16 protein-coding genes and 1 riboswitch are annotated in these 19,172 nt (G+C 40.9%); of the genes, 14 read left to right on the top strand and 2 right to left on the bottom strand.

The features are described 5' to 3' along the window. The first annotated feature begins 137 nt into the window (after positions 1-137). Positions 138-1,331: a cell division protein FtsZ gene (ftsZ, locus tag M2R48_RS00995; protein ID WP_004718620.1), complete on the top strand. Its 1,194-nt coding sequence runs from the start codon at positions 138-140 to the stop codon at positions 1,329-1,331. A gap of 125 nt (positions 1,332-1,456) precedes the next feature. Beyond that, complete coding sequence (gene lpxC / locus M2R48_RS01000; RefSeq protein WP_016539103.1) at positions 1,457-2,359, top strand: UDP-3-O-acyl-N-acetylglucosamine deacetylase; 903 nt, start codon at positions 1,457-1,459, stop codon at positions 2,357-2,359. A gap of 97 nt (positions 2,360-2,456) precedes the next feature. Here the strand turns inward: lpxC and M2R48_RS01005 are convergent, their stop codons facing one another. Beyond that, positions 2,457-2,906, bottom strand: coding sequence for a DUF721 domain-containing protein (locus tag M2R48_RS01005; RefSeq protein ID WP_262084823.1), 450 nt, complete (start codon positions 2,904-2,906; stop codon positions 2,457-2,459). Between the two features lie 105 nt (positions 2,907-3,011). Here M2R48_RS01005 and M2R48_RS01010 point away from each other — a divergent pair, with 105 nt between their 5' ends. The 10 genes from M2R48_RS01010 to recJ all read left to right on the top strand — a co-directional run bounded on the left by M2R48_RS01010 (position 3,012) and on the right by recJ (position 16,857). Then, complete coding sequence (locus tag M2R48_RS01010; protein WP_004718614.1) at positions 3,012-3,689, top strand: M23 family metallopeptidase; 678 nt, start codon at positions 3,012-3,014, stop codon at positions 3,687-3,689. Between the two features lie 288 nt (positions 3,690-3,977). Further along, entirely contained in the window at positions 3,978-6,686 is a 2,709-nt protein-coding gene (gene aceE / locus M2R48_RS01015; RefSeq protein ID WP_004718613.1) for a pyruvate dehydrogenase (acetyl-transferring), homodimeric type, read from the top strand. 2 nt (positions 6,687-6,688) lie between these two features. Continuing rightward, entirely contained in the window at positions 6,689-8,671 is a 1,983-nt protein-coding gene (locus tag M2R48_RS01020) for a 2-oxo acid dehydrogenase subunit E2 (protein WP_262087429.1), read from the top strand. A 363-nt stretch (positions 8,672-9,034) separates the two neighbouring features. After that, positions 9,035-9,191, top strand: a riboswitch (yybP-ykoY riboswitch). An 89-nt stretch (positions 9,192-9,280) separates the two neighbouring features. Next, the gene (locus M2R48_RS01025) at positions 9,281-9,859 is read left to right on the top strand and encodes a TMEM165/GDT1 family protein (RefSeq protein ID WP_262084824.1); all 579 of its coding nucleotides are present in this window, start codon (positions 9,281-9,283) and stop codon (positions 9,857-9,859) included. A 213-nt stretch (positions 9,860-10,072) separates the two neighbouring features. Then, complete coding sequence (locus M2R48_RS01030; RefSeq protein ID WP_004718609.1) at positions 10,073-10,870, top strand: MBL fold metallo-hydrolase; 798 nt, start codon at positions 10,073-10,075, stop codon at positions 10,868-10,870. A gap of 89 nt (positions 10,871-10,959) precedes the next feature. Further along, positions 10,960-11,325, top strand: a complete 366-nt coding sequence (locus tag M2R48_RS01035) for a YkgJ family cysteine cluster protein (protein ID WP_262084825.1) — start codon at positions 10,960-10,962, stop codon at positions 11,323-11,325. Positions 11,326-11,547: 222 nt separating this feature from the next. Beyond that, positions 11,548-13,014 carry an IMP dehydrogenase gene (guaB, locus tag M2R48_RS01040; RefSeq protein WP_004718605.1) on the top strand — a complete coding sequence of 489 codons (1,467 nt, stop codon included), beginning with the start codon at positions 11,548-11,550 and terminating at the stop codon, positions 13,012-13,014. A gap of 118 nt (positions 13,015-13,132) precedes the next feature. Next, positions 13,133-14,464, top strand: a complete 1,332-nt coding sequence (gene glmM / locus M2R48_RS01045; protein ID WP_262084827.1) for a phosphoglucosamine mutase — start codon at positions 13,133-13,135, stop codon at positions 14,462-14,464. Between the two features lie 32 nt (positions 14,465-14,496). Further along, entirely contained in the window at positions 14,497-15,153 is a 657-nt protein-coding gene (pdxH, locus tag M2R48_RS01050) for a pyridoxamine 5'-phosphate oxidase (protein ID WP_224964561.1), read from the top strand. Beyond that, positions 15,154-16,857: a single-stranded-DNA-specific exonuclease RecJ gene (recJ, locus tag M2R48_RS01055; RefSeq protein WP_262084828.1), complete on the top strand. Its 1,704-nt coding sequence runs from the start codon at positions 15,154-15,156 to the stop codon at positions 16,855-16,857. Positions 16,858-16,912: 55 nt separating this feature from the next. On the opposite strand, the gene M2R48_RS01060 is transcribed toward recJ, so the two are convergent. After that, positions 16,913-17,674: a putative porin gene (locus M2R48_RS01060; protein WP_262084829.1), complete on the bottom strand. Its 762-nt coding sequence runs from the start codon at positions 17,672-17,674 to the stop codon at positions 16,913-16,915. Positions 17,675-18,051: 377 nt separating this feature from the next. Here M2R48_RS01060 and M2R48_RS01065 point away from each other — a divergent pair, with 377 nt between their 5' ends. Both M2R48_RS01065 and M2R48_RS01070 read left to right on the top strand, forming a co-directional pair. Further along, positions 18,052-18,594 carry a PadR family transcriptional regulator gene (locus M2R48_RS01065; protein WP_224964563.1) on the top strand — a complete coding sequence of 181 codons (543 nt, stop codon included), beginning with the start codon at positions 18,052-18,054 and terminating at the stop codon, positions 18,592-18,594. Between the two features lie 38 nt (positions 18,595-18,632). Further along, entirely contained in the window at positions 18,633-19,022 is a 390-nt protein-coding gene (locus M2R48_RS01070; RefSeq protein ID WP_262084830.1) for a Fur family transcriptional regulator, read from the top strand. The last annotated feature ends 150 nt before the right edge of the window (positions 19,023-19,172 follow it).

Below are 19,172 nucleotides of genomic sequence, written 5' to 3' on the forward strand. Positions count from 1 at the left end.
GGAAGTTGTAAGTGTTCTGTCCAATACTTGACAAGCTCTGCAATGAACAGCATCCTAAAAACAATTTTTATTATTGAAGATCAAGGCAGTATACGGGCTTAAGTGACTGCCAAATTATATTAGGAAATCTAAAGGTCATGGCCTCATTTGAATTTTTAGACGATGGACAAACCGATAACAACGGTCAAGCCCGTTTTACTGTGTTTGGTGTTGGCGGCGGCGGTGGTAATGCCGTACAACACATGGTGCAATCTGACATTAAAGGTGTGAAATTTGTTTGTGCAAATACAGACAAGCAAGCCCTTGATCGCATGAATGCGCCTTTTAAAATGCAACTTGGTGAGCAAAGCACACGTGGTTTGGGTGCTGGCGCTAATCCAGATGTAGGTCAAATTGCTGCTGAAGAAAGCCGTGAGCAAATCCGTCAACACCTTGAAGGTGCAGATATGGTATTTGTGACTGCTGGAATGGGCGGTGGTACAGGTACAGGTGCTGCGCCCGTTGTTGCTGAGATTGCTCAAGAAATGGGTATTCTTACTGTAGGTGTGGTGACAACACCATTTAACTTTGAAGGTCGTCGTCGTCAACGTTCGGCTGAAAAAGGGATTGAAGCATTAGAACAACATGTTGATTCTTTAATTATTATACCAAACCAACGTTTACTCAGCGTTTATGGTGACATCTCTATGCAAGATGCTTACCGTAAAGCAGATGACGTGTTGCTGAATGCGGTTCGTAGTATTTTTGATCTGGTTGTTCGTCCGGGTCATATTAACCTTGACTTTGCTGACTTGAAAACTGCGATGAGTACACGTGGTTATGCAATGATGGGTGAAGGGAAGAGTAGCGGTCCAGACCGTGCTGAAGAAGCGGCACGTTTGGCGATTCGTAGTCCGTTATTGGATAATGTAAATATCATGAATGCCAAAGGGGTGTTGATTAACATCACTGGCGGTGCTGATGTGACTTTACGTGAAACTGAAGTGATCACAGATGTTGTGAACCAGATTGTTGACCTTGAAGAAGGTGAAGTGTTCTTTGGTACTGTATTTGATCCCGACGCACGTGATGAAATCCGTGTCACTGTAATTGCTACAGGTTTAACACGTAATGCCAGTGATGCAACTGAAGCAAAACGCAGAACCCATATCAGCAATGTTGCGCAATCATATAGCCAGCAAGCCAGCCACAACACTGTGGTTGATGAAGATGATGTTCCTGCGATCAATAAACGTCAAGAAGATGGTGCACCTGTTGCAGCACCAAGTTCAAGCGGTCGTTCTACGCCAATGAGTATTCAAGATTATTTGAAAAATCAACAGCGTAAATGATTGATAATTATTAAAAATAATTAATATCAACGAAAAAGGTAGTGAGATTCATTACCTTTTTTGTTTTTTATCAATGGCTAAATGTGCTAACGTATAGCGGATTTGAGAATGAAGACCGAATTAGCATGTTGAAACAACGTACCCTGAAGCGAGTCGTTAAAGCGAGTGGCATCGGACTACATAGCGGACAAAAAGTCATGATTAACTTTTTGCCACATGTGGCGGACGGGGGTATTGTATTTCGCCGTATCGATTTAAATCCACCTGTCGATCTGCCAGCAGATGCCATGCTGATTCAAGAAGCATTCATGTGTTCCAATTTGGTCAGTCATGAAACCAAGGTTGGCACCATTGAACATGTCACCAGTGCAATCGCTGGCTTGGGTATAGATAACCTGATTATAGAAGTGTCTGCTTCTGAAATACCGATTATGGATGGTAGTGCAGGTCCATTTATATACTTACTCATGCAGGGCGAATTAGTAGAACAAGACGCACCGAAAAAATTTATTCGGATTCTCAAACCTGTTGAAGCACTCATAGAAGATAAGCGCGCAATTTTTACCCCTCACGATGGTTTTCAAATCAACTTCACCATCGACTTTGATCATCCTGCTTTTGCAAAAGAATACCAATCGGCGACCATTGATTTTTCAACAGAAACATTTGTTTATGAAGTCAGCGGTGCACGTACTTTTGGTTTTATGAAAGATCTTGATTATTTAAAAGCCAATAATTTAGCCTTGGGTGCGAGCTTAGATAATGCTGTTGGCTTAGATGATACTGGCGTGGTCAATGAAGAAGGTCTACGCTTTGCAGATGAGTTTGTTCGACATAAAATTTTGGATGCAGTTGGTGACTTATACCTACTTGGACATCAAATTATTGCCAAATTCGATGGCTATAAATCGGGACATGCACTGAATAATCAACTTTTACGCAATGTTAAAAGTGATCCAAGCAGCTATGAAATTGTAACATTTGATGACGAGAAGCTGTGCCCAATTCATTTTGTCAACGTGACATAAGTCTTTGTCTTTTAGGCATTGTGTTATAGTGTAACAATAAAAAGTGTGATATCTGTCATATTTTGATCAGTTTTAATCTTAATTTAATCTAATCAGTTTACTTTTTATTGCTTGCCAAACGTAGTAAAGCTTGGCTAAGCTTAGGGTCGCTCACAAAACTAGCGGCATTTTGTAACATTTCAGATGTTGCAGGTTGTATGCTTTTTACAGTTTTATGGCGTTGTGGGGATGTTTCAGTATTGCTGTTTTGAATACGTAAACGAACTTGCAGTTTTTGTAAATCACGAAGTTCGTTGATTTGTGATAATTGAGAAATATACTGTTTTTGAAGATAACCGAGTTGACTAATCATGGCTTGATTTTCACCGGTGATGGTCAAAATACCGTATTGATAACAGACAACTCGCCAATTCTCAGGTTGAGGAAGTAGCGGTTGAATTAATTTAGTAAGTTTTTGCCATTCGGCAACTTGCTTTGTAAGAAACGATAAGTTTCCTGTTTTTAAGTGTTGTCTTGTTGGTTGAAAGACGTTTTTTGGTTCAGACATACATGGTTCCTACATATTTATGTCCTATCTTAAGCGCTCATTTCGATAGATATCAAGGATGAGATCACTCAAGAAACTTGACTAAGAACAGTTAAAGAGGTTTTTATGCATACGCGACGTATTTTATTGGCTTTTACTTTAGCAGCTTCTGCTGCAACCGCTGCATTTGCAGACTTGGTTCAATCACCAGATCGTTTAGAGCAATTATCAAAGACTCTATCTCAAGGCTCTTATAATCCAGATGATTTAGATCTTCCTGCTTCAGCAAAGATGAATATTACTTTACGTAGCCAAGATGCGCCAATCGAGTTAAACAATGCAAGTATCGCTAAAAAATACGGTTCTAGCGCAAACTCTGCTTCTCGTTATACTGCAAACTCTCCATATTCTTGGTTAGTCACTCATCCTCTTCCAGACATGAAGCGCGTAAGCTCTGATTTTGGTGGTCGTACAATGGGTGGTCGTGCCGAACATCATTCTGGTTTAGATCTTTCAGCACCAAGTGGTACACCAATTTATGCAACAGGTCCTGGTATCGTAACCAAGTCTGGTTGGGGCACTGGTTATGGTCAATATGTAGAAATTAACCATGGCAATGGCTATATTACACGTTATGCGCATGCTTCACGTCTAATTGCCCGTGTGGGTGATCAGGTGAAGGCTGGTGAACATATTGCCAACGTGGGTTGTACCGGTCGTTGCACAGGGCCACATTTGCATTACGAAGTAGTGAAAGATGGTCAACGTAAAAATCCATCTTCTTACTTAGCCATGTTGCCATAACGCTAAACATTTGATTGTTGAGCTTATGACTGATGCTCTGTATGCATGGTTGAATTCGTAGTCGCGATGAATTAAATACTGTATTCAGACTATCATCAAATAAAAAATTATTTTGTATAAAAAACCGCCTTTATTGGCGGTTTTTTGTTATTTTAAGTGTTAATTAGTCAACAACTATTTAGTTGCTAAATAATCCTTACAATCTGCATTTGGCTGTAACGATAACTTAACAGGCCTAAAACATGATACATATAATATATAGAAAACTATTCAAGGAGTAAGTGGGAAATGGCGTATTATGGTGATAGCGACGCTCAGGAAACACAAGAATGGCAAGATGCCTTTGATTCAGTGCTCCAGCATATGGGTACGGATCGTGCTGCGTTTTTATTAGAAAAATTATATCAACAAGCAATTTCGAAGCATGTACCTATTCAGCGTCTAAATACCCCTTATTTAAATACCATTCCAGTTGAAGAATCTCCAGCGATGCCAGGCGACCAAGATATGGAGCGTCGTATTCGAGCATTAATTCGTTGGAATGCTTTGGCAATGGTTCTACGTGCCAATAAAACAGGTGATGACTTAGGTGGTCACTTGGCAAGTTTTGCGTCTTCAGCAACCCTATATGATGTCGGTTTTAACCATTTCTTCCGTGCCAATAGTGATAGCTTTGGTGGCGACATGATCTATTACCAAGGTCATTGTGCACCAGGTATTTACGCACGTTCATTTTTAGAAGGTCGTTTGACTGAAGATCAATTGAGTAATTTCCGTCGTGAAGTGGGTGGTCAGGGGCTTTCAAGTTATCCTCATCCTTACTTAATGCCAGATTACTGGCAGTTCCCAACCGTTTCGATGGGCCTTGGTCCAATCATGTCAATTTATCAAGCGCATATTCAAAAGTACTTGATGAATCGTGGTTTGATCAAAGAAGAAAACCGTAAGGTTTGGGCGTATCTTGGCGATGGTGAAATGGATGAGCCAGAAAGCTTAGGTGCAATCTCGCTTGCGGGTCGCGAAAAATTAGACAACTTAATCTGGGTGGTTAACTGTAACTTACAGCGTCTAGATGGTCCTGTACGTGGTAACGGTAAAATCATTCAAGAGCTTGAGTCGCTGTTCCGTGGTGCAGGCTGGCGTGTAATTAAAGTGGTTTGGGGTCGTCATTGGGATCCTTTGATCGATAAAGACACTTCAGGTGCTTTAAAAGCTCGTATGGATGAAACGCTGGATGGCGAATACCAACGTTACCAAGTAAAAGGGGGCGCTTATACCCGTGAAAAATTCTTTGGTAAGTACCCAGAAGCTGCGGAGTTGGTAAAAGGCTTAAGTGATGAAGATATTGATAATCTGAATCGCGGTGGTCATGACCCATACAAAGTATATGCCGCGTATGCAGCAGCAATGACCAGCAATGGTCAACCGACTGTAATCTTAGCGAAAACAGTGAAAGGTTATGGTTTGTCTGACGAAATTGAAGCTGTCAACAAAACTCACCAAATCAAGAAAATGCAACACGATTCATTGAAATATGTACGTGACCGTTTCAATTTACCATTCTCTGATGAGCAACTTGAAGAGCTTCCATTTTATCGTCCAGGTGAAAACTCACCTGAATTGAAATATATGAAAGCACGTCGTGAAGCTTTAGGTGGTTATTTGCCTGCACGTCGTAAAGACAGTGAAGTATTGGCGATTCCTGAGATTTCAGTATTTGATGGCGTGCTTAAAGGCAGTGGTGGTAAAGAACAATCAACCACGATGGTTATGGTGCGTTTGATTGCTGCATTGTTAAAAGAAAAAGCCATTAAAGACCGTGTTGTGCCTATCGTACCTGATGAAGCGCGTACCTTTGGTTTAGAAGGCATGTTCCGTCAGTTGGGTATCTATGCTGCGCATGGACAAAACTATACCCCAGAAGACCAAGAACAGCTCATGAACTATCGTGAAGCAAAAGATGGTCACATGTTGCAAGAAGGGATCAATGAAGCAGGTGCAATGAGCGCTTGGTCAGCATTGGGTACCAGTTATTCAACCAATAACTTACCAATGATTCCGATGTATATGTATTACTCAATGTTTGGTTTCCAACGTATTGGGGATATTGCATGGGCAGCGGGTGACTCTCAGGCACAAGGCTTCTTGTGTGGTGCAACAGCTGGTCGTACAACATTAAATGGTGAAGGTTTACAACACCAAGATGGTCATTCTCATATCTTGGCAGGAACGATTCCAAACTGTGTAGCGTATGATCCTTGCTTTGGTTATGAGTTAGCTGTGATTGTGCATGATGGTTTACAACGTATGTATGTGAATCAAGAACGTGTGTTCTATTACTTGACGCTCATGAATGAAAACTATGACCAACCTGCATTGCCTGAAGGTGCTGAAGAAGGCATCAAACGTGGTATGTACTTGTTCAATAAAGATGAAAAAGCCACAGTTCAGTTATTGGGTTCAGGCGTGATTCTGCGTGAAGTGATTAAAGCTGGGCAAATTTTACGTGATGAATACCAAATCCATTCCAATGTATGGAGCGTAACAAGCTTCAATGAATTGGCACGTGATGGTATGGCTGTTGAAGAATACAATCGCCTACATCCACTTGAAGACGGTAAAGAGTCTTGGGTTTCTCAGCAATTACGTGACACGGATGGTATTGTTGTTTCAGCAACAGATCATATGCGTGCCTATAGCGAACAGATCCGTGCTTACCTTCCAGATAGCCGTCCATATGTAACATTGGGTACAGATGGTTATGGTCGTTCAGATACACGCAGTAATTTGCGTAGTTACTTTGGTGTAGATGCGGCACATATTGTGGTTGCAACATTGAAAAAACTTGCTGATGAAGGTGAAGTGGATCCACGTTTAGTGAAAGATGCAATCTCTTCATTTGAACTTGATGTTGATCGTCCAGTTGCATGGTTACCGCAAGCGCATCCATCTGTACAAGAAGTTGCTGCTTATACTGAAGTGACAGAGGAGAAATAATGATGCAAGTTAAAACTCCTGATATTGGCGTTGATAAGGCCACTGTTGCAGAAATCTTGGTGAAAGTCGGGGATACCATCGCTGTTGATGACAGTATCGTTCTACTTGAGTCAGACAAAGCCTCTGTTGAAGTGCCAAGCACTTCAGCGGGTGTGGTTAAAAGTATTGCTGTTACGGAAGGTGATGAGGTCTCAGAAGGTGCTGTGTTGATCGAAGTTGAATCTGCGGATGCAACAGAGACAGAAACAGCAGCACAGCCTACTCAAGAAGCTGCAAAAACTGAACCTGCTGTAGAGGCTAAAGCTGAACCTGTGGCGCCTGCTGCACCTTCAGCATCTGCGCCAGCTTCATCTCAAACAGTTGAAGTTCAAGTGCCAGATATTGGTGTTGAAAAAGCTTTGGTCGGCGAAGTTCTGGTTAAAGTGGGCGACGAAATTGCGGTAGATGACAGCATCGTTGTAGTGGAATCGGATAAAGCAACGGTTGAAGTTCCAAGTACAGTTGCTGGCACGGTTGAAAGTGTTGTGGTCAAAGAAGGCGATAATGTTAAAGAAGGTGTGGTACTGATTACAGTGAAAACTGTAGGCGCTGCAACGACTTCGGCAGCACCTGCTGAAGCACCTCAACAAGCGTCAGCAACACCGACTCAAGCTGCGGCACTAGAAGCATCAGCGCCAGCCCAATCGGGTAAAGTTGAAGTTGCTGTTCCTGATCTGGGTGTAGATAAAGCAACAATTTCTGAAATCTTGGTGAGCGTAGGCGATCAAGTTGAAAAAGACCAAAGCCTTTGCGTTGCTGAGTCGGATAAAGCCTCTGTAGAAGTGCCAAGTACGGTTGCAGGGACAGTGACGGCGATCCATGTGGAATTGAATCAGTCTGTAAGCCAGGGCAGTGCTTTGGTGACGATTGAAGCACAGGGTCAGACTGCATCAGCACCGCAAGAAAAACCAGCCGCTCAAGCATCACAAGCTGCATCAGCACCAGTCGCGAAAACGACAGCATCAGCGCCAAAAGCTGAAGTGGCCGTTGCTCAAGCGGGTACTGAAAAGTTATCTAAAGCACAACAAACTGAAAATGCTAAAGTTTATGCTGGTCCAGCCGTGCGTAAGCTTGCGCGTGAACTGGGTGTGGTTTTATCACAAGTCGAGGCCTCTGGCCCTCATGCACGTGTGATGAAAGATGATGTTTTTGCTTTTGTTAAAGCCAAATTGACTGCACCACAAGCAGCAGCTCAAACAACTGCTGCGCCAGCCGCTTCAGGTTTGCCTGCATTACCAGATTTCAGTGCATTTGGTGGTAGTGAAATTGCACCAATGACGCGTTTACAGCAAGTGTCTGTACCGCAATTGTCATTAAACAATTTTATTCCGCAAGTGACACAATTTGATTTAGCAGATATTACTGAACTAGAAGCTTGGCGCGGTGAGTTAAAAGGGAAATTTAAGCAAGATGGTATTAGCTTAACGATCCTTGCCTTTATTGCAAAAGCGGTGGCGTTCTTACTCAAAGAAGAGCCTTATTTTGCAGGTCACTTGGCAGATGATCAAAAGTCTGTGCTGTTGCGTAAAGAAATCCATATGGGAATCGCTGTGGCGACACCAGATGGTTTAACTGTTCCAGTATTGCGTAATCCTGATCAAAAATCGATTAAGCAAATTGCCATTGAATTGGGTGAGTTAAGTAAAAAAGCACGTGATAAGAAACTTTCTCCGAAAGACTTACAAGGTGCAAACTTTACCATTACCAGCCTAGGTTCAATTGGTGGTACTGCATTTACGCCATTGGTGAACTGGCCGCAAGTTGCGATTTTGGGTATCTCACCTGCAACCATGCAACCAGTATGGAATGGCTCAGACTTTGATCCAAAACTGATGTTGCCATTGTCATTGTCTTATGACCACCGTGTGATTAATGGTGCGGATGCTGCGCGATTTACCAATAAATTGACCAAGTTGTTATCAGATATTCGGAACATCTTGCTTTAAGTTTTAAATTATAGAAGACCTCGCTTTAGGCGAGGTTTTTTTATATGCATCTGATTTTGTTTTATCAATAATTTTTAAATCTGCTTTAAAGTCATCATTCAATATAGTCAATCTGTCAAAAAACTCAGGCACAAGAATATAATTTCTCCTAATTAATATTTTCAACTAAATCAATCGGCGACATCCATGTCGCCCCACGATAGGATAACCATCTAGGGTTCAAAATTTGTGAAGAAACGAAATTGAATTTATTCTATGCGGGCATTAAAGATGCTTCGGCACGATATTTTTTGAAGTTTATCTGAGCTTTAAATTTTTTAATTTTTAAAAATTGAAAATGATTGATAAAGCGTTGTAGAATAGCTGTACTTCATTGGGGAGTAGCCGCTGTTTGTCATCTGCGAGATGATAAATGGGTGATGATCAACATAATTACTCAACAGAGTATGGTCATCATAGCAAAGAACCAATTTAGCTGAAGGTGTTTACTCAGCTATCTTTTGTTGGCAAGACCTTTGATTTATCACTCCGCGTTGAATAGGCGACTATTCATATTGGCTAGCAGGAGGGGTAAGTCATCGGTAAATATTGCTAGCCAGAGACTTTGAAATGTTAAATGCCTTCCTCATCTCTTTAGTGGTTGTCGCTTTATCCGAAATGGGCGATAAAACACAACTGCTCGCATTACTTCTTGCTGCACGTTTTCGTAAACCTATTCCTATTTTATTTGCAATTTTATTAGCAACTATTGTCAATCATGGCGTATCGGCTGTACTGGGTCAGTGGATTACCACAGTCCTTAGCCCGACATTATTACTTTGGATTGTGTCACTTGGCTTTATTGGTATGGCAGGGTGGATGTTGATTCCAGATGAATTGGATGATGAATCTGAAAGTATTAATAAATGGCAAAAATATGGGGTCTTTGGTGCAACCTTTGTATTATTCTTCCTTGCAGAAATTGGGGATAAAACCCAAATCGCCACAGTGGCACTTGCTGCACGCTTTGACAGCATCGGTTGGGTAACTCTAGGTACGACATTGGGGATTATGTTGGTCAATGCACCTGCTGTATTTATTGGCAATAAATTGGCAGATAAATTACCTATTGCTCTGATTCATAAAATTGGAGCTGCAATCTTCTTTATTATTGGTGTCGCCGCTTTAGTTCAGCATTACTTTTTTTAAGCACAATTTTCCAAGCTGATTGAACATCAATAAAGGCATCTATTTTTAAAGCTGAAAACCCAACTTAATGTTGGGTTTTTTATTATTCTGAGAATGATGACACAAATAATCTTTAAACTTAGGTTGTAGATTTATTGTAACTTTGAAGAAAACCTTATATGTTGTATGGGATAACTAAAGATTTATTTTAAAAAAGGTTTTGGGGTTTCTGGTATGGCTTTAGATCGCACCACGTCGCAAGTTTTGTTTGATAATGGCACTCATAAATGTATAAGTTTTACCAGTTTGGTGAAAGGTGAAGGTGTACAAGCCAATCAGTTTCTTATTTTAAATAATGAACGTGCAGCAGTATTAGATCCGGGCGGTGATTTGACCTATGTGCCCCTGACCATGGAGCTTAATAAATACACCCGATTACAAAATCTAGACTATGTCATGGCATCTCACCAAGACCCCGACATCATTACTTCAATGCCACGTTGGTTGGTCTATACCGATGCCAAAGTGGTCGCATCTAAATTATGGGCACGCTTTTTACCTCATTTAAACTCAGCATTTATGAGTGACCGTATGAAGGGGGGCTGGTTAGAACGTCTGATCGAATTGCCTGACCAAGGTGGCTCTATTCCATTGGGAGAAACGCGCATTATCGTGGTTCCTGCGCATTTCTTACATTCCGTTGGAAATTTCCAGTTTTACGATCCAATTTCAAAAATTTTATTCTCAGGTGATATGGGTGCATCGATTGTTGATGATGCCTCGAAACCAATTGAAGATTTTGCAATGCACATTCCAACCATGCATGGTTTTCATCAGCGCTATATGTGTACCAATCGGGTGATCCGTTTATGGGTGAAAATGGTGCGTCAAATGGATATTGAAATGATTGTGCCGCAACATGGTAAGCCGTTTATTGGTAAAGAGATGATTCATCAGTTTTTAGACTGGATCGAAAATTTACAATGCGGTGTCGATTTGATGGATGAGTCCGTGTTTACCTGTCCGCAATAAAAAATTCAAAAAAGATATTGAGTTTGAGTGCGACTTTTTTTAGGATTTTCTTGCCAAAATTTTAAATTGATAACGAGAATCTTAAAAAAATGTTGTCACAAATCTCAGCACAGGATGCGTGCTTAAGTTGCGGGGCGTGTTGCGCCTTTTTCCGAGTCTCATTTTATTGGGCAGAAGGAGAAGCCATGCCGCCAGATTATGTCGAACCTTTGACAGCCGTGTATTCTTGTATGCAGGGCACCAATCAAAAGCAACCACGTTGTGTGGCATTAAAGGGTGAGATTGGACAGCAAGTCAGCTGTAGTATGTATGAGCAACGGAGTTCTTCATGCATACAGGTACATGCTGGGGATTCACAATGTGCAAAAGCAAGACAAGGCTATGGTTTAATTCCCCTGATCGAAATAGAAGTCGCTACACCCAGCAATGATGAAGACTTTGATCAGGTGTGTTAACGCTTCATTGGGAAAATTTAGGATATAAGGCAGAGACTGTGAGTCGACAGTCTACTGTGGTGTTAAATCCACGATAATTTTATATTCAAAGCCCATTTTTATTTCAATAAGATACTGAAAAATAAAGTGTGATCGAGAATAAGATAAATCCGCACAATAAAAAATGAAAATTGAACGGAAATTTGTATATAATAGCTCACGGAAATTACCAGCGAGACTGTTATGTTGACCATCGTTCAAGAAGCGCTAACCTTCGATGATGTCTTATTACTCCCTGCCTATTCTACTATCCTCCCAAAAGATGTCTCTCTAAAGACACGCCTCACACGCGGCATTCAACTGAACATCCCTATGGTTTCAGCAGCAATGGATACTGTGACTGAGTCACGTATGGCGATTGCAATGGCGCAAAACGGTGGTATTGGTATTTTACATAAAAACATGGATATTTCTGCACAAGCTGCAGAAGTTCGCCGTGTAAAAAAATTCGAAGCGGGAATGGTGAAAGATCCAATTACCGTAACACCTGAAACCACGATCCGTGATTTGATGGCAATTACACAAGCCAACAACATCAGCGGTGTACCTGTCGTTAAAGATGGCAAAGTGGTTGGGATTGTAACTGGCCGAGATACTCGTTTTGTAACGAACTTGGAACAACCAGTAAGCAATATCATGACAGGGCAAGATCGTCTTGTGACTGTTCGTGAAAATGAATCGAAAGAAAATATTCAAGCATTATTGCAAAAACACCGTATTGAAAAAGTATTGGTGGTTGATGAAAGCAATGCATTAAAAGGCTTAATTACAGTTACAGATTTCCGTAAAGCGGAATCTTATCCAAATAGCTGTAAAGATGAATTAGGTCGTTTACGTGTTGGTGCTGCAGTGGGTACTGGCGCTGAAACTCCAAGTCGTGTTGAAGCTTTGGTTGAAGCCGGCGTTGATGCGATTGTAGTGGATACGGCGCATGGTCATTCTGCGGGTGTGATCGAGCGTGTACGTTGGGTGAAAGCAAACTTTCCTCAAGTTCAAGTGATTGGCGGTAATATCGCAACGGGTGATGCTGCTTTGGCATTACTTGATGCGGGTGCAGATGCGGTGAAAGTGGGTATTGGTCCTGGTTCAATCTGTACGACACGTATCGTTGCAGGTATTGGTATGCCACAAATCTCTGCAATTGACAGTGTTGCCAATGCATTGAAAGACCAAATTCCATTGATTGCTGATGGTGGTATCCGTTTCTCTGGGGATATGGCAAAAGCGATTGGTGCTGGTGCAAGCACGATTATGGTGGGTTCACTTATGGCGGGTACTGAAGAAGCGCCTGGTGAAGTTGAATTCTTCCAAGGTCGTTATTACAAAGCATACCGTGGTATGGGTTCTTTGGGTGCAATGGCTGGTGCGACGGGTTCTGCCGATCGTTATTTCCAAGACTCGAAAGCAGGCGCTGAAAAATTGGTCCCAGAAGGGATTGAAGGCCGCGTACCGTACAAAGGTCCAATGGGCAATATCGTACATCAAATGATGGGCGGTTTACGTTCATCTATGGGCTATACCGGTTCTGCAACCATTGAAGATTTACGTCAAAATGCAAAATTTGTGAAAATTACCGCTGCAGGTATGCAAGAGTCACATGTGCATGATGTAACGATTACCAAAGAAGCACCGAACTATCGTGTAGGTTAATCTTTTGTAATATTTTGATTGGAAAAAGCCGTCAGTTTATGACGGCTTTTTTATTTTGGTGTAAAGTAGTAAACCTTAAAAATTGATTGTTATACAACACATAATAAGTGGGTAAAAGATGAGTTATTTTGGAACAGACGGGATTCGTGGAAAATTTGGTGAACTCCCAATTACCCCAGAATTTGCACTTAAACTCGGATTTGCGGCAGGGAAAGTATTAAAGCAAATTAGCCCAAAATCAAAACCGATTGTGGTTTTAGGTAAAGATACTCGTTTATCGGGTTATATTCTTGAAGCAGCTTTACAGGCGGGTCTCAATGCGGCAGGTGTTTATGTACATTTGCTTGGACCCTTACCGACCCCTGCAATTGCTCATTTAACCCGTGCATTGCATGCCAACTTAGGGATCGTGATTTCTGCTTCACATAACCCTTATTTTGATAATGGGATAAAATTCTTTTCAGATGAAGGGAAAAAGCTCCCAGATACGATTCAAGATGCGATTAACCGAGAGCTTGAGAACGATATCATCATTGAAGACACCGCAAACTTAGGTAAGAGTGTACGTGTTAAAGATGCCAATGGTCGTTATATTGAGTTTTGTAAATCGACATTCCCATATCATTTCAATTTACGCCATTTAAAAATTGTGGTGGATTGCGCCAATGGCGCAGCATATAGCGTAGGCCCAGCAGTATTTCGTGAATTAGGTGCAAAAGTTATTGCGCTTTATAATGAACCAGATGGTTTAAATATCAATAAGGATTGTGGTTCAACACATCCTGAAAATTTACAAAAAGCCGTGATTGAGCATCAAGCAGATTTAGGTATTGCTTTTGATGGCGATGCAGATCGTGTGGTTTTGGTCGACCGTTTTGGTAAATTGATTGATGGTGACCATATTCTGTATATTTTAGCAACCCAAGCATCTCAAAAACCGGCGGGTATCGTGGGTACAGTGATGAGTAACATGGCATTAGAATTGGCACTTGAAAAAGCCAAAGTGCCTTTTGTGCGTGCTAAAGTGGGTGATCGCTATGTATTGCAAAATTTAGAAGAAAACAACTGGGTGACTGGTGGCGAACCATCTGGTCATATTTTGACTTTAGACAAGAGCACAACAGGCGATGCAATCATTGCAGCCCTGCAAGTGTTAACAGTATTGGTTGAACAGAATAAATCTTTAGATGAATTGGTTGCAGATTTTAAAACTTTACCCAATGTTTTGGTCAATGTTCGTCTTGAACAAATGTTTGACCCATTTGCAGTGCCAGCATTGGTTGCCGAGTTTGATAAAGTAGAAGCCACACTTAAAGGACGTGGGCGAATTTTAATTCGTAAGTCAGGGACGGAACCGATCATCCGTGTTATGGTAGAAGGCGATAATCTGCAAGAAGTAACTGATTTGGCAAATTATTTAGCAGATGCTGTTCGTCAAAATGCGGCTTAAAATATTGTATCGTCTGTAGAAGGTTTTGCTTCATGCGTGATGTAATTAAAGACTTAAGTGAGCTTCGCCTTACTTATCAAAAAGGTGAACTACATGAGGAGCAGGTGGATGCTCATCCTCATGCGCAGTTTCTCAATTGGTTTAATTTGGCTTTAGAAGCAAAACTGCATGAACCCTATGCAATGTCGTTGGCAACTGCAAATGCACAAGGGCGTCCACATGTGCGTACTGTGTTATTGCGTGGAGCCACTGAGGCTGGTTATGATTTTTATACCAATTATGATAGCCAAAAAGGCTTAGATTTAGCTGAAAATCCTTATGCAGAATTGCTATTCTATTGGCCTGAGTTAGAACGTCAGGTTCGTGTGGGTGGTCAAGTTCAGAAAATATCTGAACAAGAATCTACAGATTATTATCATAAGCGTCCGCGTGATAGCCAAATTGCAGCGCATATCAGTACCCCACAAAGTGGTGTGATTGAAAGTCGTGAACATTTACAACAGCGTTTTCAAGCGTTGTATGATCAAGTGGCTGAAAAGAATGAATTGGCTAAACCCGAATTTTGGGGAGGCTATCGTTTAGAGCCGACGTATTATGAATTCTGGCAAGGTCGCCCAAATCGCTTACATGATCGCCTCACTTATGAAAAAGTCGGTGGATCTTGGACAATACAACGTTTGATGCCATAAATGCAAAAATTACAAATTAAACAAAGACCTTTGATCACACGCCCTGAAAGTTTTCAGGGCGTGTTACCCTTTATTGCTGAAATTTTGGCTCGTCGTGGTGTGCAATCTGAACAAGAATTAGATTTAAAACTTAAATATTTACTTGCACCAGAAATGAAAGGTTTGGAGCAAGCCATTCAAATAATTGATCAAGCTTTAGATCAAGATAAAAAAATTGTGATTGTTGGCGATTATGATGCAGATGGTGCCACCAGTACCGCACTGATGATGCTGGCTTTACGAGAAATGGGCGCCAATGTTGAATACCTCGTTCCAGATCGTTTTAAATATGGTTATGGCCTAACCCCTAAAATTGCCGACTTGGCTTTTGAAAAATATCAGCCTGATCTATTAATTACGGTCGACAATGGAATTTCCAGCCATGCAGGTGTAGCACAAGCGCAGTCATATGGAATGCAGGTGATTATCACAGATCATCATTTAACGACCAAGGAAACGCCTCAAGCTGAAGCGGTTGTTAACCCAAATCAGTTAGGGTGCGAATTTCCAAGTAAGGCTTTGGCTGGCGTCGGCGTGGCATTTTACCTATTGGCAAAGTTAAGTAGCCATCGGACAAAACTGGGGAAATCGGCTGCAAAAATGCCGCAATATTTGGATTTGGTTGCTTTGGGCACTTATGCCGATGTTGCCAGCCTCGACCATAACAATCGTATCTTAGTGGATGCAGGGGTTAAACGGATTCAACAGAATCAATGTCGTGCTGGGATTAGTGCCTTATTAGACATCGCAGCGCGAGATCCTGCTGAGTTAAAAGCCTCTGATTTAGGTTTTGTGTTAGGGCCTCGTCTTAATGCCGCAGGGCGTATGGAAACCATGGACATCGGTATTGAATGTCTTTTGGCAACCGATACGCAGACAGCTCACGCTTTGGCACGCCAGCTCAATGATTTAAACTTAGAACGCCGTCAAGTTGAGTCGGAGATCAAACAAGAGGCTTTGGCAGCGCTGGAAAATCTACAGCTTGATCAAGATCATTTACCCGCAGCGCTGGTCATGTTTGAAGAGCATTGGCATCAAGGGGTGATTGGTATTGTAGCAGGCCGTTTAAAAGAGCAATTTCATCGCCCCAGTATTGTATTTGCGGCAGATAAAGACGGGATTCATATCAAAGGTTCTGCACGTTCGATTGATGGTATTCATATTCGAGACAGTATTGAAAAAGTTGCCGAGCAATATCCTGATTTGATTAGTCATTTTGGTGGGCATGCGGCGGCGGCGGGTTTGACCATTCAAAAGCAACATTTTGAAGAATTTAAACAACGGTTTACTGAGTTGGTTGCTCAATCCGATGATGCACTATTCCAAGCGGTGTTGTGGACGGATGGTGAATTACCTGCTCAGGCATTTCAACTGCAAACTGTAGATACTTTGGCGCAATTGGGGCCGTGGGGGCAAAAGTTTCCTGCACCGGTATTTGAAGGGCGTTTTAAAGTCATCGATTATCGTTGGTTAAAGGAAGTGCATCTGAAATTGCGTTTAGCTTTGGAAAATGGCCAACCGATTGATGCGATTGCCTTTAATGTACGCGATAAATTCAATTTTGATCCCATGCAAGATATGGTACGTATTGTTTATGAATTGGATAAAAATCAATTTAATGGCAATGTGAGTTTGCAGTTAAGAATGCTGCATTTAGAACAGTAAATTTAGAGATTAAAAAACCGCTTATACAGAGCGGTTTTTTAAGTTTTAACAATAATTAGAAGCGGTAAGCAGCGCGAAGACCATAGATATTATCGTCATCTTCAAAATCAACAGAACCTTCTAAGCTGATTTGTTGAGTAAAGAATTTTTTTGCACGAATTGTGAATGTGTCTTCATCATTACCATCAGTGCGACTACCTGAATAAGCCAATCCGACACTGAAAGTTTTATCTAGGTATAAATCCGTACCTACGTTGTAAGCATCGGTATCACCAAAGCTTGCACCACCTTCAAAATTCATGTCATAGCGACCCACTTGAGTGACATATTTAGCACGGATAGTTGGATCTATATCATCATTAAAATCATTATCATAGCCTGCTAAACCCACTGCAATCAAAAGCCCCGGGATTGGCAAGTAACCTACTTCAGCAGAGTAAGTTGTTGTATCTAAATCATCGACATGATCGGCCTTAGCTGTAGAGCGTCCAATAGCAGCACTTGCATAAAAATCAGTATTTGGAACGAAATATTCAATACCAACACCATAAGCTGTTACATCGTAGGCATCATAATCGATATAGCTAATCCCAGCATTTACGTTGCTTGCGCGATCTAGAAAGGCAGCTTCGTTTAATGGGTTATTTTTAACTTGAACAGGGTTAAAATAATATGTTCCATCAATAGCAAAACCAGTAGATGTATCCCCTTTATCTGGATCAACAATACCGAGTGAACCACCGATTTCAGCTTGGTATGCATGTGCAGACCCAAAAGAACTAGCAAGTAATGCAGCAAATAAAGTTTTCTTAAACATTGTGTGACCCTTTTGTTATAAAAATATTAATTTTTTGTTACAAATCGCATTGTATGTAAATTAATCTCTATGTCAAGGCTAAAGATCTGAAAATTAAAAGTTTGATGTCCCAAGATATAAAAACGATGCTTAAAAAATGGGTAACTAAGTCAAGCTTTAAGCAATCCATAACAATAATAGAAATAGCCAATAGATTCGGTTTAAAGGCTTTTAATCGGTCTTTTTTATGTCTTAAATTTTTAAGATAGATCGATTTAAAATTATTTAATTCATTATTTATCAAAATATTATAATTTATTGTGTTCTATTATCTTGTCTTAAGACTTATTAAGATATATCTTAATATGCATAAATTAATCGATTTGAGAAGAATAAAGATGAAATCAGAGCGACATGATCATTCACAAAATGATTTTGAGCATCGTGAACAGCATACCGAACGAGGCTATGGTGGGCGACGAGGTCGGTTGTTTGAATCGGGTAAAATGAAGCTTTTGGTTTTACATCTGATACAGCAACAGCCAAAACATGGTTATGAAATTATCAAAGCCATCAGTGATCTGGTCGGTGGAGGCTATACTCCAAGTTCAGGCACAATCTATCCAACCCTGACCTATCTTGAAGAAATTGGTTTTGTGCATGCTGAAAATACAGAAGGTGATCGTAAGCAATATCAGATTACTGATGCTGGAAAATTACATTTAAAAGAGCAGCATGCACATATCAAACACTTATTAGAGCGTTTGGAAACTCGACGCGAAATTCATGAAAACGACCAATATTTGGATATTCATCGTGCGATGGAAAACTTAAAAACATCATTACGCTTAAAGCTCAAGGGTAAAGATTTTGATGCGGAGCAAGTTAGACAAGTCGCTGAAAAAATTGATCAAGCTGCAGTAGAAATTGGACGTTTATAACAATGCAATAATAAGGCAATAGAAGGTTTAGGTGAGACATGAGTATTGAGGTACAACAAAAACTGCGTCATGCAAATTTAAAAGTGACCCAAGCAAGAGTGATTGTATTCAAAGCACTGTTGGACCAAAAAGCACAACTGACCGCAAAGCAGATTTATCAGCAGTTATATTTACAAAATAAGCAGATCAGCTTATCGACCATATATCGAGTGGTGAGCGATTTAGAGAAAGTCGGTTTGATTACGCAAAATCTGCATGGCAGAGATGAAGCCAAATATGCTTTGCCTTATTTATCCGAAGTGGAGTCACTCAATATCCAATGTGCCGACCTAACCCAGATCAATAAAGCATCATTGATCGCTTCACTGGAACAGGTTCTTCAAGCGTTTGATATTGATGTTTTGGATATTAAATTTAGTACGACATGAGGGTCTGTTGACATTTCATAAATGGCTTGCGTTGTAGGTTAAAATTGAGCAGGCAAGGCATGAAACGAAGAGAATAGCGAGACTATTTTCGAGTTTCATAACGTAGGCTGAGATAATTTTAGCCACAACCCTTCGGGACTAGCGTGTTTT

Origin of the sequence: Acinetobacter sp. I-MWF (assembly GCF_025433935.1) — a bacterium.
GTDB classification, from domain to species: Bacteria; Pseudomonadota; Gammaproteobacteria; order Pseudomonadales; family Moraxellaceae; genus Acinetobacter; species Acinetobacter guillouiae.